This window comes from Calothrix sp. PCC 6303 (assembly GCF_000317435.1).
GTDB lineage: Bacteria > Cyanobacteriota > Cyanobacteriia > Cyanobacteriales > Nostocaceae > PCC-6303.
This window is the reverse complement of sequence record NC_019751.1, coordinates 3,700,921-3,714,675: the sequence shown is the minus strand read 5'-3', so window position 1 is coordinate 3,714,675 and position 13,755 is coordinate 3,700,921. Positions and strand designations below refer to the sequence as shown.

The 13,755-nt window shown below is 38.7% G+C and carries 13 protein-coding genes and 1 pseudogene; 9 read left to right on the top strand and 5 right to left on the bottom strand.

Annotation, left to right across the window (positions count from 1 at the left end; all coding sequences use genetic code 11):
* Positions 1–213: 213 nt before the first annotated feature.
* Complete coding sequence (locus CAL6303_RS15270; RefSeq protein WP_015198710.1) at positions 214–1,038, bottom strand: hypothetical protein; 825 nt, start codon at positions 1,036–1,038, stop codon at positions 214–216.
* Positions 1,039–1,491: 453 nt separating this feature from the next.
* Between CAL6303_RS15270 and cobU the strand changes: the two genes are divergently transcribed.
* From cobU to CAL6303_RS15250, 4 genes are all read left to right on the top strand, one after another.
* Positions 1,492–2,031: a bifunctional adenosylcobinamide kinase/adenosylcobinamide-phosphate guanylyltransferase gene (gene cobU, locus CAL6303_RS15265; RefSeq protein ID WP_015198709.1), complete on the top strand. Its 540-nt coding sequence runs from the start codon at positions 1,492–1,494 to the stop codon at positions 2,029–2,031.
* 147 nt (positions 2,032–2,178) lie between these two features.
* Positions 2,179–2,592, top strand: coding sequence for a hypothetical protein (locus CAL6303_RS15260; protein WP_015198708.1), 414 nt, complete (start codon positions 2,179–2,181; stop codon positions 2,590–2,592).
* Positions 2,593–2,734: 142 nt separating this feature from the next.
* Entirely contained in the window at positions 2,735–3,259 is a 525-nt protein-coding gene (locus tag CAL6303_RS15255) for a GNAT family N-acetyltransferase (protein WP_015198707.1), read from the top strand.
* 183 nt (positions 3,260–3,442) lie between these two features.
* The gene (locus tag CAL6303_RS15250; RefSeq protein ID WP_015198706.1) at positions 3,443–4,144 is read left to right on the top strand and encodes a glycoside hydrolase family protein; all 702 of its coding nucleotides are present in this window, start codon (positions 3,443–3,445) and stop codon (positions 4,142–4,144) included.
* Positions 4,145–4,195: 51 nt separating this feature from the next.
* Here CAL6303_RS15250 and menH read toward each other — a convergent pair whose 3' ends face one another.
* Together menH and CAL6303_RS28565 are read right to left on the bottom strand one after the other, a co-directional pair.
* A complete protein-coding gene (gene menH / locus CAL6303_RS15245; protein ID WP_015198705.1) occupies positions 4,196–5,035 on the bottom strand; it encodes a 2-succinyl-6-hydroxy-2,4-cyclohexadiene-1-carboxylate synthase in 840 nt (279 codons plus the stop codon).
* Positions 5,036–5,045: 10 nt separating this feature from the next.
* A complete protein-coding gene (locus CAL6303_RS28565) occupies positions 5,046–6,746 on the bottom strand; it encodes a hypothetical protein (RefSeq protein WP_015198704.1) in 1,701 nt (566 codons plus the stop codon).
* A gap of 189 nt (positions 6,747–6,935) precedes the next feature.
* Between CAL6303_RS28565 and CAL6303_RS15235 the strand changes: the two genes are divergently transcribed.
* Complete coding sequence (locus CAL6303_RS15235; protein WP_015198703.1) at positions 6,936–10,409, top strand: alpha-mannosidase; 3,474 nt, start codon at positions 6,936–6,938, stop codon at positions 10,407–10,409.
* On the opposite strand, the pseudogene CAL6303_RS31740 reads toward CAL6303_RS15235, so the two are convergent.
* Positions 10,404–10,478, bottom strand: a pseudogene (locus CAL6303_RS31740) (hypothetical protein); the annotation flags it as partial. The gene CAL6303_RS15235 and the pseudogene CAL6303_RS31740 sit on opposite strands and share 6 nt — an antisense overlap.
* 497 nt (positions 10,479–10,975) lie before the next feature.
* Here CAL6303_RS31740 and CAL6303_RS29965 point away from each other — a divergent pair.
* Positions 10,976–11,407, top strand: a complete 432-nt coding sequence (locus CAL6303_RS29965) for a hypothetical protein (protein ID WP_144051058.1) — start codon at positions 10,976–10,978, stop codon at positions 11,405–11,407.
* 482 nt (positions 11,408–11,889) lie between these two features.
* On the opposite strand, the gene CAL6303_RS15225 is transcribed toward CAL6303_RS29965, so the two are convergent.
* Entirely contained in the window at positions 11,890–12,747 is an 858-nt protein-coding gene (locus tag CAL6303_RS15225) for an IS630 family transposase (RefSeq protein WP_015198701.1), read from the bottom strand.
* A 210-nt stretch (positions 12,748–12,957) separates the two neighbouring features.
* Here CAL6303_RS15225 and CAL6303_RS30385 point away from each other — a divergent pair, with 210 nt between their 5' ends.
* The 3 genes from CAL6303_RS30385 (at position 12,958) to CAL6303_RS15215 (ending at position 13,703) form a co-directional block, all read left to right on the top strand.
* On the top strand, positions 12,958–13,098 hold the full coding sequence (locus CAL6303_RS30385; RefSeq protein ID WP_158333159.1) for a hypothetical protein: 141 nt from the start codon (positions 12,958–12,960) through the stop codon (positions 13,096–13,098).
* A gap of 87 nt (positions 13,099–13,185) precedes the next feature.
* Complete coding sequence (locus tag CAL6303_RS15220; RefSeq protein WP_015198700.1) at positions 13,186–13,416, top strand: addiction module protein; 231 nt, start codon at positions 13,186–13,188, stop codon at positions 13,414–13,416.
* Complete coding sequence (locus CAL6303_RS15215) at positions 13,413–13,703, top strand: type II toxin-antitoxin system RelE/ParE family toxin (RefSeq protein WP_015198699.1); 291 nt, start codon at positions 13,413–13,415, stop codon at positions 13,701–13,703. Before CAL6303_RS15220 ends, CAL6303_RS15215 begins: the two co-directional genes overlap by 4 nt.
* Positions 13,704–13,755 lie beyond the last annotated feature (52 nt).

Here is a 13,755-nt window from a genome sequence, read left to right as displayed (position 1 = left end):
CCTAATTAATTTTTTTGACGCTATAAAGCTAAAATTCGTCAGTGCGAACTGTCGCTAATATTTATCGCCACCAAATGACCATCAATTATTAACTAAATAACAACTACTAAAATTCCACGGCAGTCGCTTCTGGAGCTAATCTATACCAAAATGAACAGTTATACCAACCGCGTTTATTCGGAAATTGTAAATTACAAATGTAGGAATCTTAATTTATTCTGCTTGAATATGACTATGTAGCAGAATCAAAGTCTCAGCTAATTGGCTCAAACGTGTCTCTAAATACTGCTTCCTACTTAAGAATTGACGCAGTTTCTGGTAACGTGCGATCGCTATACTCACACTTGCCACTTGTTCTGGAGGACAAGGACGTGTCCAAACTTTACCCGCAGCATCCAAACCACACAAGTTATACCCGGTGACTACCGTCTTGTTTGCAGTCGCTGATTTTGGTGTTTTGGCTTTATTTGCACAAATTTCCTCTACATAATTCATCAACTCATCCACTTCACAATGACGTAATGTTGCCGTAAGTGTGGTTTCTTCAGAAACTGTCGTGTTAGTGGTTTTCTCCGAAGGTGAAGGGTGTGATTCCAACCAACCATTTACAATTGGTCCTTCTAAGTAAATATCCTGGATTTGCTTGAGAACTTGCTTTAATTCTATCTGCCAACCCGCTACAATATCGTAAATTTCTTTTAACAGATTTGTCGCTAGTGCTGGATTAGCGCTATTGCGATGACTGCTAAAGTTGGGGAGTTTAAATTTTGGCAAATTAGGAATATTGCACTCTTCATTTTCTCCAGAAAAACCCTGCCCTGGCAACTGATGAACAAAGTTATTTTCTTGTGATTCTGACTGTGATGCATCCACATCAACATCTGCTGGTTTATCGGTAGATAGAGTTTCTTCACTTGGAGGTGCGCTAATCTCAAACGACGGTGACTGTTTGCTGCTGGGATTCATTTCACCAGAAGAAACATTGCGGCTACCTAAATTATGTAAAGTCGCTTCAATCCGCTTTAAACCTGCTTTCATAAAAATATCCAGTAATTTATCTGACTTATGGGATGTTCAATAATGTAACAATTTACTTAAGCACTAGGGAAAAAATAGGGAATATTAGATATTAGTAGTACTCTTGAACTGCTATTTTCATATTTTTACAAAGCTAGAGGCTCTTAAATATAAAATCACTTAGCCCCAATTTTTGCTCAGTGGAAATAATTAGCTCACATTGACGATGTTGTAATGGTTCACGAAGTCATGATGCCGTTATCTGAAAAATTTTAGCGTCGTTAGACTTTGTTAAAGGCAGTTCCTTTAACTTCGTGAAGATACTGATTGAATTTTATCCGCTAAAAGTAATTTGGCAACTAAAAGTTGACGCGTATATCAAAAATATGTGCCATTTTCTAGGCATATTACCAATCAGTGGTCATTTTCTACTAGTTTCAATACTTCTGTCAATTAATATACCTCTAAATATTAATGAATAAAGTTACATTAATTACTGGTCCGTCGAGATCTGGAAAAAGTGAATGGGCTGAGACCTTAGCAAAAGGATCTCAGAAAACAGTTATATACATAGCCACTGCAAACCAAGATCCTACAGACCAAGAGTGGCAAAAGCGGATTCAGCAACATCAGCAACGCCGCCCTGATAACTGGATTCTGATGGAGGTACCACGGGAGTTATCTACTAGTTTGTGCAGTGTTGATTCTGATACTTGCGTCTTAGTTGAATCCTTGGGTACATGGGTAGCAAATTTTTTAGAAGAAGATGAAATTACCTGGGTAAATACGGTAGATAAATTATTAGAAACTGTACAATTAGCGGCTGCTGAGTTAATTTTTGTTGCAGAAGAAACAGGCTGGGGATTAGTACCTGCTTATCCCATTGGCAGGACATTCCGCGATCGCTTGGGTCATTTAGTCCGCCAATTAGCCACCATCTCGCAAACAGTTTATTTAGTTACAGGTGGGCATGTCCTCAATTTGAGTGTTCTGGGTACTCCCTTAGATCCATAAGCAGCGGGGAGAAAATACTAATTTGCACATCAGGTTTGAATGTTGAACTATTTTCCATTAACTATTTTTAAAAATCTGTAAATATTCTTAACCCTTTATTTAGGATTCGTTACCCATATTTACAGGTGACGAAACTAAAATTAGGGGATGGCATCACAAGAAAACATCAGAAAATATCTAGCTTACTGGTTTCAGCTGGGCAAAAAGATTGTAGTAAATAACGAAACAGCGATTCTACACCCCCAACCAGTCCTAGCGGGCGATCGCTACAGTCGAGAATTTGAAAAATGTTGGCAACAAATAACTACAGAATTGGCTGGGAATTGCTATTTAGAAGGAACCGAGCAAACAATTAGCGAACTTTTAACTCCGGAATGGGAAGTGTCACAGTGCGCTCGCTGCACCATGCCAGTGCCAATCCGGGAAGTAGGTCTGCCTACATTATCATGTCCTTGCAGTGACCTTATAGGGTGGCCCAACACAGAGCTTCCACTGCCACATTCTCCCATCGATACGAAAGAGCAGTTAAAGGCAATACGCGATCGCATGAGCCTTCCTTAGGATTATCTCAAATTGATCAACTTTGGATCTCAAAAAATAATTTCCAGGTAAATTCAACTAAATGCAAAACCAACTCGGAGGATAGACTATATAGACTATCCTTTGTTTTTGAGCAAATAGACATATATTTCTCACAACTCAGATGAATTACACAGTTCGCGCTTTGAACCCCAAAGATGAACCAATTGTGTGGAAGATGTTGCAGTATGCATCACACGAACCGTCCCTAGAATCAGTTAAAAACCAACCCTGTCTAACTCGCTATGCAGCAGGTTGGGGCAGAGTTGGTGATATGGGTTGGGTTGCGGTTATGGATGAATCAGCAATCGGTGCAGCTTGGCTACGTTTATGGTTAGATGACAAAGGATTTGGCTACGTAGATGATGCAATTCCAGAATTAGCAATGGCAGTTTTACCTAATTATCGAAATCAAGGGATTGGAACTCACTTACTTACACAGCTTCTAGAAACTGCAAAAAAAGACTTTCCTGCATTAAGTCTCAATGTAAGAGCAAACAACCCTGTGGTGAAATTGTATGAGGGATTAGGATTTGTGAAAGTTCCACAGAGCGAGGTCGTAAATCGCACAGGGGGAATATCGTTTAATATGATATGCGAATTCAAGTATTTGGGGAGCGCTCCAGTTTTTAAAATGCCCAAAGGCTAAAGCCTATTTTAGCCTGCGGAGGCAGGCTTAGTTTGTATAGCGATACCCTTCTAGGGTATTGATTCCAAAAAGTGGAATGTTCCAAATATATGGTCATCAACGGGAATGATTTACTCACACCTTTTTTATACAAATGTTATATTTTGGTTGGCTAGAACAGTTTAGGAAAAAAAGAGTTACATCGTGAAAAACTTTGAACTCAAAGGTGCGGAAAAATGGATTGGACCGATAATTGCCCTAATTGGATTTGTTTGCCTAATCCAGTGGCTTCTATACGGAAGTTTGCGTCCCAGTTTGGAACCCATTTACAATCGCAAGGAACCACCTTTGGTGATGAAAAATGGCGATCCCTACATTCGTGCTTTAATGCGAACTATCTCTGCAAGTGAAGCGAACGATAGTCGTCCCTATTCAATTTTATATGGCGGAGAACATGCCACTGACCTCAGTAAGCATCCTCAGATTTGTGTCACTATTGTCAATGGACCAAACAAAGGCAACTGTTCCACTGCCGCAGGTAGATACCAAATTATCAATACAACTTGGTTTCAAATTGCCCCTAGATATCATCCCAATCCTTCACGGTTAATGTTTTGGGTATCCTATAGTTTTGAAGCACAGTATCAAGATGCTGTTGTTCACGCTTGGTTGAGTGATCCTCAAGTTTGGGGAGTTAATATTTCTCAACAACTACGTCAGGGAAAAGTAAATGATGTTTTGCGGAGACTTTCTCCCACATGGACAAGTTTGGGATACGGAATTGAAACTAATTCCAGGAGTCGTTATTTGCCAACAATTTATCAAAAGGTATTGCAAGAAGAGTTAAAAAACAAGGGTCAAACAAATATAACTTCGATGAAAGCTGGATATTATATTATTCGATAGTTTATTAGGCTGGGTGCAACGACAGCGTACAGGGATGCATAAGTCATAAAATTAATTAACTCCGAAAAAGTTTTTAACTTCTTGAACAAAATCTAATGGCTTTACAAAATGGATATTATGTGCTGCGTGGGGAATTAGTTTTAGACGGCAAAAATCAGATTTTGCTACCATCATTTGGTTGATTTCGACGAACTTTTGATCATTTTTTCCTACTAATAGTAAAATAGGATTGATATTGTTTTCTAGCTGATTCCATAATGAAGGTTGGTAGCCAGTACCCATTATTTGCAGAGATTTTGCTAAGTTAGGAGGACTATTACTCAACCTAGTTGTAATTAAGTTATCAAACTGCGGGTGCTGTTGAATATTACCAAATATAGGTTGTTGGTACCAATTTATTAAAAAAGTTAGGAAGTCTTCTGGTTTGGTTAATCTAATTAATTTCCTAGCTATTTGATGATCTGAAATTTGACGATTTAATCGTTGTTTTTCATCTGCTAAACCTGGAGATGCTGATTCTAGAACAATTTGAGGAAAGCGGTGAGGAAATTTTAAAGCGAGATATAAACCTAGTCTTCCACCCATGGAATAACCAACTAAAAAACATTTATTAATCTGTAAATTATCTAAAAGATTAATTATTGTCTGGGCTGTATTCTCCATGCTATAGTATTTATCATTTCCTAAAACTTGAGTTTTCCCATGTCCCGGTAAATCTACAACTAAGCAGGAAAAAGAGTCTTTTAATAATGATATTAATAGGTCAAACTCATAAATATTACCCATGAAACCATGTAAAAACATAATTATGGGTTTATTAATATCGCCAATTACAGAGTAATGAATTTGATAGTTTTCGCAATGATAAAAATCCTGGTTAGTTGAGTACATGCGAACTAAGCTAAAAACCAAATAATCGCTGTATAAATTGGAATGCCAAGCTTGCACGACGTAAGTTGTTCGCTATTCTTTCCTCTATCCATAATATAATTCGATCGAGCCAGTCTAAGATAAGTTCTATCGGGTGTTTTTCGTAGCTGATGGTACTAGCGTTAATTTCGATGTAGTCGGGTTTATCTCCTACTTCCTGGTTACTGAATGTGTAGATTTCTGCTTTTTCTGGTTTCGGAAGGGTTATTCTTCGAGATTTTGCCTTTTGATGATTTTGACTTACTATATCGGAGTTTTTTCTGTTGCTACCTTTAACTAAGTTTCCACCACTTTGATATTCTTTGAGTAATTTTGAGTTGGGTTTTTTGAAAGTTAATCGAGGTTGTTTAGTTTCTTGGGTTTCTGCGGATTCAATTTCGACTTCTTCTCCAAATAAATCACCAAAGGTTAACCATAAGTCTTCAGTTTCTGTTTCTAGGTATTCTGATTGTGGTAAAGCTGCTTTGACGAAGTTGGGAAACAGTTTTTTTCTGGTTTTGGGATTTAAATTTTGGTTGTCACCAATTTTAGGAGTAGATTCAGAACCAAAAAAATAATCTACTGCTTGTCTAATTAAATCTAAAACTTTTGGTGTCTGTGATTCTAAGTCAGTTGGATTGCTTGTGGTTATTTCTGGATGATGGATAAATTTACTTAATTGCTGTCTAAGTTTCTGCCCAACTACTACTAATTGCGGTTTGGAATTAGTTTGGTAACTCAGAGGATTTTTTTCAGAATATAAAAGCTGATTTATTTGCTGTCTCAAGCTTTTTCCTGATACAGGTACAATTGCTTGAGAATCAGTTTTGTTGCTAAGGGTAATTTTTTGACTCTTGCCAAAAACAAACTTATCTAACTGCTGTTTTAATCTCTGTCCAATTCCTGCAAAGGTTTGGGATATAGGTAAAAAAGTGCTAGATTCTAATTGCGCGATCGCACTATCTAACTTAGTCAAGTATGGCTTAACTTCTGCTTCCTCTGAGGAATTGAGTAATTGCTGTTTTCCTGGTGTCGCTGTCAGTTTATTTAATAGTTGATTTATCTCTGGCAATACATTTATTTGATTATCTGCTTTTTTTGCCTTTAATAATCGCCATGTATGACAATATTCAGCAATTTCACTAATAATTTTATCTTGTAATCTTTGCTGCTGCTTTAAAGTGAGAATATCCAGAATTTTATTATCATTAGTGACAAGCACTAGGTGACGATTTTTTAAATGGGTGGCAACTCCCTGTATTTGGGGTAAATAGTTTTTAACTGTTTCGTTTACTTCTGTGGTTTGATGATAATCAACATAATTGATTCTTGTTTCTGTAGCAGCTAAACTTGAATCACTTTCTCGTGATGGCAGATTTTTTACCATCTCTAACAAGTTGATAATTGGTGCATCAGCTATTAACAAATTTTCAGAGGAAGAATTACTATCATCCTCATGACTATTTAACTGATTTTGATTTGTTTCTACCTGAGGATTAAGTTGTTGTCCAGCAGAATCAACAGCTTTCTGAATCAGTACAAATACTGGATATAGAAGTGCTTCCAGTGACCAATTTGTGGCAACTTTGACTTTTCTCCAAGTTTGTCCAACACTTGAACTTAGACGTTGCGAGTGCTGGTGAAAAAAGTTAAAAAGCCTACTTTGATAACGTCCAGAAGAAGCGGAAGGCATAATTTGAGATTGGGGATTATGGGAATATGGGATACGAAAGCTAAAAGCCAGGATACAGTAGACAGAATCTAAAAAAGTTTAAGAATATTTACGTTGTCTAATACCTATGGCTGAATCAATACATGATTACAGCTGAGGAAAAATCTAAAAAGCTTCACTTGTGACTTTTATCGTCCAATTTACTGAAATATGACTATTTCTGGATTTACACCCGATATTCAACCAATTGTCGTGGCAATTGAGAAACTGCGATCGCTTTCTCAATCAAACGTACAATCTTCGTGGCGCTATTCCCATGACGATCTTAGCGTGGATCAGGTAATTGCTGCTGATATTTCCAATTGGAACCAAATTGAGTGTAACGCAAAAGGTCATATTGCTTGGAACAAAGGACGTAATACTTTATGGTTGTTACAGAAAATTATCGTTCCTCCCAGCCTAAAATTAGGTTATCCGTTAGCGGGTATGTCGTTACGTTTGGCTTTGGTGTGGTGGGCGGATGCAGTCCAAGTGTATGTAGATGGTAAACTGGCTGTAGAAGGGGATTTATTTGACTTTTCTCCCAGGGTATTACTTGGAAATGCTGTGACACCAGGTGATGAGTATACCGTTGCCATCAAACTTGTGAGTCCTGGACATGATAATGGTGCATTAATGCGATCGCATTTGGTGTTTGAGTCCTATAATTCTGTTGATCCGGGTTTTGTTGCTGATGAAGTTGCTGTGATTCAGCAGTATTTACAGAGTTTTGCACCGCATCAATTAACTGATTTAGCTGAGATTCTGGAAGAAAAGGTAAATCAGTTAGATAATCTCACAGAAAAGTCAGATTTCAATCAGCTTTTGGCAGATTTACGCCAGAATTTAACCAATTTTCCCCTAAATAAAGCCAAAATCTTCCTCCTTGGACACGCACACCTAGATATGGCATGGTTATGGAGAGTCGAAGAAACTTGGAAAGTCGCTCAAAACACCTTTGAATCAGTTTTAAAATTACAAGCAGATTTTCCCAACTTGATTTTTTGTCACTCCACCCCTGCTTTATATGAATGGGTAGAAAAAAACCGTCCCGATTTATTTACAGCAATTCAAAACCAAGTCAAAGCAGGTAAATGGGAAGTTTTAGGAGGATTTTGGGTTGAACCAGAATTAAACTTGATTTCTGGTGAATCAATTGTACGCCAACTTCTCTACGGACAGCTTTATACCCAGGAAAAATTCGGCAAGATTTCCCCCATCGTTTGGGTACCTGATACCTTTGGCTTTTGTTGGACTTTACCGCAATTTATGCAACAAGCGGGAATCGAGTTTTTCGTCACCCAAAAACTCCGCTGGAATGACACAACAAAGTTTCCCCATGATATCTTTTGGTGGACTGCTCCCGATGGCAGTAAGATATTAAGTTATATGTCAGCACTGATTGGTGAAGGTATCGACCCGGTGAAAATGGCTGCATATAGTTGTGAATGGCAAACTAAAACCAGTAAAATCAGTATTACACCTGATGCACTTTGGCTTCCTGGAGTTGGCGATCATGGTGGTGGACCAACCCGTGATATGTTGGAAATTGCTCAACGTTGGCAGAATTCGCCTTTTTTCCCAGATTTAGAGTTTTGTAGCGCTGAAGATTATCTGGGAAAAATCAGGAGTCAGGAGTCAGAAGTCAGAAGTCAGAAGTCAGGAATTAGGAATCAGGAATCAGAAGATGGAAATCCGGAATTAGAAATAAACAATGGGAAAGAAAATCCTAATAATTCCTTTCCAAGTTGGAATGACGAACTTTATTTAGAATTCCACCGTGGTTGTTACACTACCCACGCAGAACAAAAAAGATTTAATCGTCGATGCGAAACCTTACTATATCAGGCAGAGTTGTTTAGTGCGATCGCGTTAGCGAACCGTAGGTTTATCGCATTCCACACCAAAAGTACCATTTACCCCAAAGCTAAATTAGAACAAGCTTGGAAACAAGTTCTATTCAACCAATTCCACGACATACTTCCAGGTTCATCCATTACCGAAGTTTACACCGATGCGCTACCCCAATGGCAACAAGCAGAAACCACCGCAACCGAAATCTTAGAAACTTCCCTAAACACAATTATCTCCCAAGCAAATATTCCCCAACCACCACATCCTGAAGCTTTACCTATTTTCGTCTTCAACCCCCTCAACTGGAAACGCAACGAAGTTGTAAAAATGAACTTACCTGCAAACTTCCCCCAGGATTCTTGTATTCTCACCTGTGAAACACCCGGAGAATATAAACCTGTACCTTCCCAACTTAGTCATACTTCCCAACTACTTTTCTACGCGGAAAATATCCCTTCAGTTGGATATCGAATTTTCTGGATTTGTCCACAAAAGCTCAACACTAATCAGTCATTGCAACAGAAACAAAGCGAAAAACAGCAATTTCACCAACTTCAAGCTAACACGACAGAATACAACTTGGTATCAATAATAAACCTACGCCAAAATCAAATTATTTCCAACAAAGCATCTGTAAACCCCACCGCAGAATTCATCCTCGAAAATGAACATTTATTAGTAACCATTGACAAAATAACCGGAAATATATCCAGTATCTTCGACAAACTCAACCATCGAGAAATCCTCAACGGAGAAGGAAATCAACTCCAAGCATTCCAAGACAGCGGACAATATTGGGATGCATGGAATATCGATCCGAATTACAGCCAACATCCCCTTCCCCCAGCACAGCTAAAATCAATTCAATACCTAGAACAAGGAATAATTAGAAACATAATCCGCGTCATTTGTCAAATAGGAAAATCAGAATTCCACCAAGACTACATCCTAGAAATAGATTCACCCATCCTCAAAATCTCCACCACAGTTAACTGGCAAGAAAAACACACCCTCCTCAAAGCAGTATTTCCCCTCAAGCTCGAAGCCGAATTTGCCACCTACGAAATCCCCTGCGGTGCAATTCAACGCACCACCAAACCCCAAACAGACGCAGAAAAAGCTAAATGGGAAGTCCCCGCAATGCGATGGGCAAATATTGGGCAAGGGAGCAGGGAACAGGGGAAGAAGAAGCAGGGGGCAGGGAGCAGGGAGCAGGGAGCAGGGGGGGAAACTTACGGAGTCAGCTTGCTGAATGATTGTAAATATGGTTACGATGCGAAACAAAATCAAATTAGCCTAACATTACTGCGAAGCCCTGAATTTCCGGATTCAGAAGCCGATCAAGGTATCAATGAATTTACTTACGCCATCTATCCACACGCAGATACATGGGAAACATCAAAAACAGTCAGACTCGGTTACGAATTGAATACACCATTAATAACCGTCATTACCACAAATATCAAAAATTATCAAAATTCAGAACTTAACAATCAACACAGTATTAGCTTCCTAGATTTATCAAGTCCAAACCTAATATTAATGGCATTGAAACAAGCCGAAAATAGCCCCAAAGAAAAACCCGAATGGATTCTTCGTTGTTATGAATGTCATGGGAAAGTATCAGAATTACAACTTAAAGGTGATTTAGGATTAAGTCTAGTGGAACCTGTCAACTTACTAGAAAAACCATTAAACGATCCATTAGTCAAGTTTGAAAAACACAAATTTACAGTTTCACCGTGGAAGATTGTGAGCTTTAAAGTAAAGAGCCAAAATCTAGGTTCATGAGATGATTTCAGGACTTCCCATATCCTTTGGGTGGCGTTTATCATGAAAGAAAATATAGCGTCGAATCCAGCCAGCATAACTTTATATCGCCGCTCAAATTGTTGGTTTTTTTTGAAGATTTCCAAGAAGCCTTATTTTTAGGGGGTTAATTGGACATGTTTTTTTGTTGCAAAAGTTAGTACAATTGTTCGCATTGAAAGGGCTGCCTCTAAACCCTTTGATTAAGCCAAGGTCCATTGATTAAGTCAAGTTCATTCCCACCAATCAGGCAGGATTGCTATATGAGTTATGCCTCTTCCAAGAATTGCATTCGTAGGATAGCAGCAATTACTTGTCTATTGTTGTTGCTGGGCTTGATTGCTGTAAGTTCGATCCATGTTTTGACTCCGTACCTTCTGAAATTTTGGGAAAATAACTATCAGATAGTAACTGCGGCTATCAGGTACAGGGTAATTTCCTTGATTATTGGGACAATATCTTCAGTGATACTTTACAGAGTCACTTGCACTATATTAGATCATGGATCGAAAGTCAAAAAACGAGCCTTTATAACTATAGTAAGTATCATGTTGTTTGTCTGGTGTTTGGCTATCCTCTCGACAGGGCAACGTTCCACACTTAACTGTGAACGTAGCAAAAATATTTGTGAGCTTGAAAGAGCAGGTTTATGGTGGTCAAAAACTCAACAGTTTTCACTCAAAACATTGCGAGGAGCATACATTCAAGTTGACGGAACAGGAGATAATACAGCGGAACGAGTAGCACTTTTAACACTTCAAGGAGAGATACCTATAACCTATATGTCCTACTCACCTGGTTTGCAACGAGAAACATCCAGCAAAATCAATTTCTTTGTCAAGAATCTTGAGCAGGAATCACTTCGAGTTTATGAGGATGATCGCTGGATATCTGTATTATTATTTATTGTTACAGGGATTCTATTTAGTATTATGGTCTTTCTCTTCGGTGCTCGTATAGCTAATATTTGGATGGGATAGTGCAGCTAGGCTAACACACCCATGCACGCCGTTGTGATGCAAAGGTTATTTGCGGTGGGGTGATGGGCAACGTTATCAATTTTAAACCAGATGCTTTTCGTTCTTGGAATTAAACCACGAATTTATCGGCTTTGGTGTTGAGATGCGAACGACTTACGTCGGATAAGCTACGTCGTGCAAGCTTCGCTCTTGGAATTAAATCACGAATTCATAGGCTTTGGTGTTGGAATGCAAACGACTTACGTCGCGCGAGCTTCGCCTTACATCGCGCGTTTTGATCAAACCACCAATTTATAGGCTTTGGTGTTGGAATGCGATCGCTATCTAAATCAAACAACGAATTGATAGGCTTTTGTGTGGAGATGCGAACGACTTACGTCGCGCAAGCTTCGCATTCATGGGCTTTGTGTTGGAGCGCGATCTAAACAGTTAATCCAAAATGCTATCTTAATAATTAAAACACACTCTTACTCGGTAAGTAGCTAGTCAAAATTAATTACATAATTTTGACCAAATTCTCTCAGGATTTTTTCTAGAGATGTAACAAAAGTTTGCCAGCTAGAATAAGCATCTATTTCAATCCATTGATACTTAATAAATCGCCGCTTATTTACAGTAGAAAAGAATGTATCAATACAAGCAACAACTACATCAGAATTAATGGTTTGAGATGAAACATAAGTTTCTAGATGATTCTTTCTACTCATAATTCCTAAAACATTTAGACGAGGACTGCGGCGGCTTTTAATTTTTAAATATTCACCGATATTTTGCCAACCATAAGGAACCGTAGGTATTAAACAAAATCCGGCTTCATCTAAGTAGTATAAGTTGATTTTTCCTTCATCTTCTAAACGTTTTAATTCTGACAGCTTTTCTTTTTTATCCTTGTATTCCAAGGGATCTGGCTTTCCAAACACATCTCTTCTCATCCGATGCCAGCTCATAGATAATCTTTTAAGTATCCTTTTTATTGTTTCAGCACTAACTACAACATCCCATTCCTCTTTTACTTTTTGCAATACTCTTTTTATTTGTCTTGGTTCAAGTCTAGCCCATTCTCTAATTTCCTCTTCTTGTGAGCGTTCAAATATTTTTTTGCTACCTCTACCTGGCTTGTTGTATAGTCCTACCATCCCTTCAGATTCCCAACGATTTTGCCAGTTATAGATTGTCTTATAACTCACACTAAATATTCTCATGAGTTCATCGACTTTCACCCCTTGCGAAGCTAATATTAGAAAGTGCGCTCTTTGTCGTACTTGATGATGTCGGCTCTGGCGATATATCCTTTCTAGCAGTTTCAAAGAAAGGGAATTTATTTCTTTGATAAAGAACATAATAAGACCTTATCCATAACACAAGCTGAATCCATTTAATGGTATCATTTATTTGTGTAATTAATTCTGCTTAACTACTTAAGAGCAGGTATCGGCTGGCGTGCTGTAGGAGTAATGAAAGACTCGGAAACAATCGTTTGGTTTTGAATTGGTTCCCATAGCAACTATGACAAACTGCTCAAAAACTTGTGAAGATAGCCAATAGTGCGTATGCGATCGCCTTACATCGCTATTTGCATCAAGCTTCGCATTCATCGGCTTTTGTGTGAAAGAGCGATCGCCCTACGTCGCGCAAGCTTCGCCTGGCATCGCTTTCTGAATCAAATCACCAATTTATCCACTGCTATCTGAGGTAGATGACTGTTTCCTGAAGTTCTTTTCATTTCAGATTTTGATACAATTGCATTAAGACTCAGCTTTCTGCGAGGGATTGGTATTATGCGATCGATTGAGCAACTGACTCAAGAAATATTGTCTCTGCCTAGTGAGTCAAGAGCGCTCCTGGCAGACAAGTTAGTGGAAAGCTTGGAGTTTGATACCGACTCAGCAATTCAGGCAGTTTGGTTAACTGAAGCCAAGCGCCGACGAGATGAGGTGCGAAGTGGTCTTATCCAACCAATTTCAGGCGAAGATGCCTTAGCGCAAGTCAGACGGCTAATTGAGCCATGAGGTATGTATTTCATCCTGAAGCCCTGAATGATTACGCTGAAGCAGTTCAATACTACACAGAGCAGAAAGTAGAGGTTGCTCAAACGTTCATAAACGTGGTTGAGGATACAGTTTATCGGATCAGGGAGTCTCCAACTCGTTACGCTAAAATTGATGAGGATGTTCGGCGATGTATGGCGCGTAAGTTTCCTTATGGTGTTCTCTATACAATTGAACAAGACTACATTTTGATTTTGGCAGTCATGCATTGTAGTCGTGAGCCTGGTTACTGGAAAAGCCGCAAGTAATTGAAGCTGCCAGCCACCTAACAACTGTGTTGCAGCGGAACCACCAGGCTTT

Excerpts from the sequence above, each read along its gene's own strand:
- menH (WP_015198705.1), bottom strand. The coding sequence starts at position 5,035 with ATGTACTCAACTAACCAGGATTTTTATCATTGCGAAAACTATCAAATT.
- CAL6303_RS30385 (WP_158333159.1), top strand. The coding sequence starts at position 12,958 with ATGCGATCGCCTTACATCGCTATTTGCATCAAGCTTCGCATTCATCGG.
- CAL6303_RS15220 (WP_015198700.1), top strand. The coding sequence starts at position 13,186 with ATGCGATCGATTGAGCAACTGACTCAAGAAATATTGTCTCTGCCTAGT.
- CAL6303_RS15270 (WP_015198710.1), bottom strand. The coding sequence starts at position 1,038 with ATGAAAGCAGGTTTAAAGCGGATTGAAGCGACTTTACATAATTTAGGT.
- cobU (WP_015198709.1), top strand. The coding sequence starts at position 1,492 with ATGAATAAAGTTACATTAATTACTGGTCCGTCGAGATCTGGAAAAAGT.
- CAL6303_RS28565 (WP_015198704.1), bottom strand. The coding sequence starts at position 6,746 with ATGCCTTCCGCTTCTTCTGGACGTTATCAAAGTAGGCTTTTTAACTTT.
- CAL6303_RS15255 (WP_015198707.1), top strand. The coding sequence starts at position 2,735 with ATGAATTACACAGTTCGCGCTTTGAACCCCAAAGATGAACCAATTGTG.
- CAL6303_RS15260 (WP_015198708.1), top strand. The coding sequence starts at position 2,179 with ATGGCATCACAAGAAAACATCAGAAAATATCTAGCTTACTGGTTTCAG.
- CAL6303_RS15215 (WP_015198699.1), top strand. The coding sequence starts at position 13,413 with ATGAGGTATGTATTTCATCCTGAAGCCCTGAATGATTACGCTGAAGCA.
- CAL6303_RS15225 (WP_015198701.1), bottom strand. The coding sequence starts at position 12,747 with ATGTTCTTTATCAAAGAAATAAATTCCCTTTCTTTGAAACTGCTAGAA.
- CAL6303_RS29965 (WP_144051058.1), top strand. The coding sequence starts at position 10,976 with ATGTTGTTTGTCTGGTGTTTGGCTATCCTCTCGACAGGGCAACGTTCC.
- CAL6303_RS15235 (WP_015198703.1), top strand. The coding sequence starts at position 6,936 with ATGACTATTTCTGGATTTACACCCGATATTCAACCAATTGTCGTGGCA.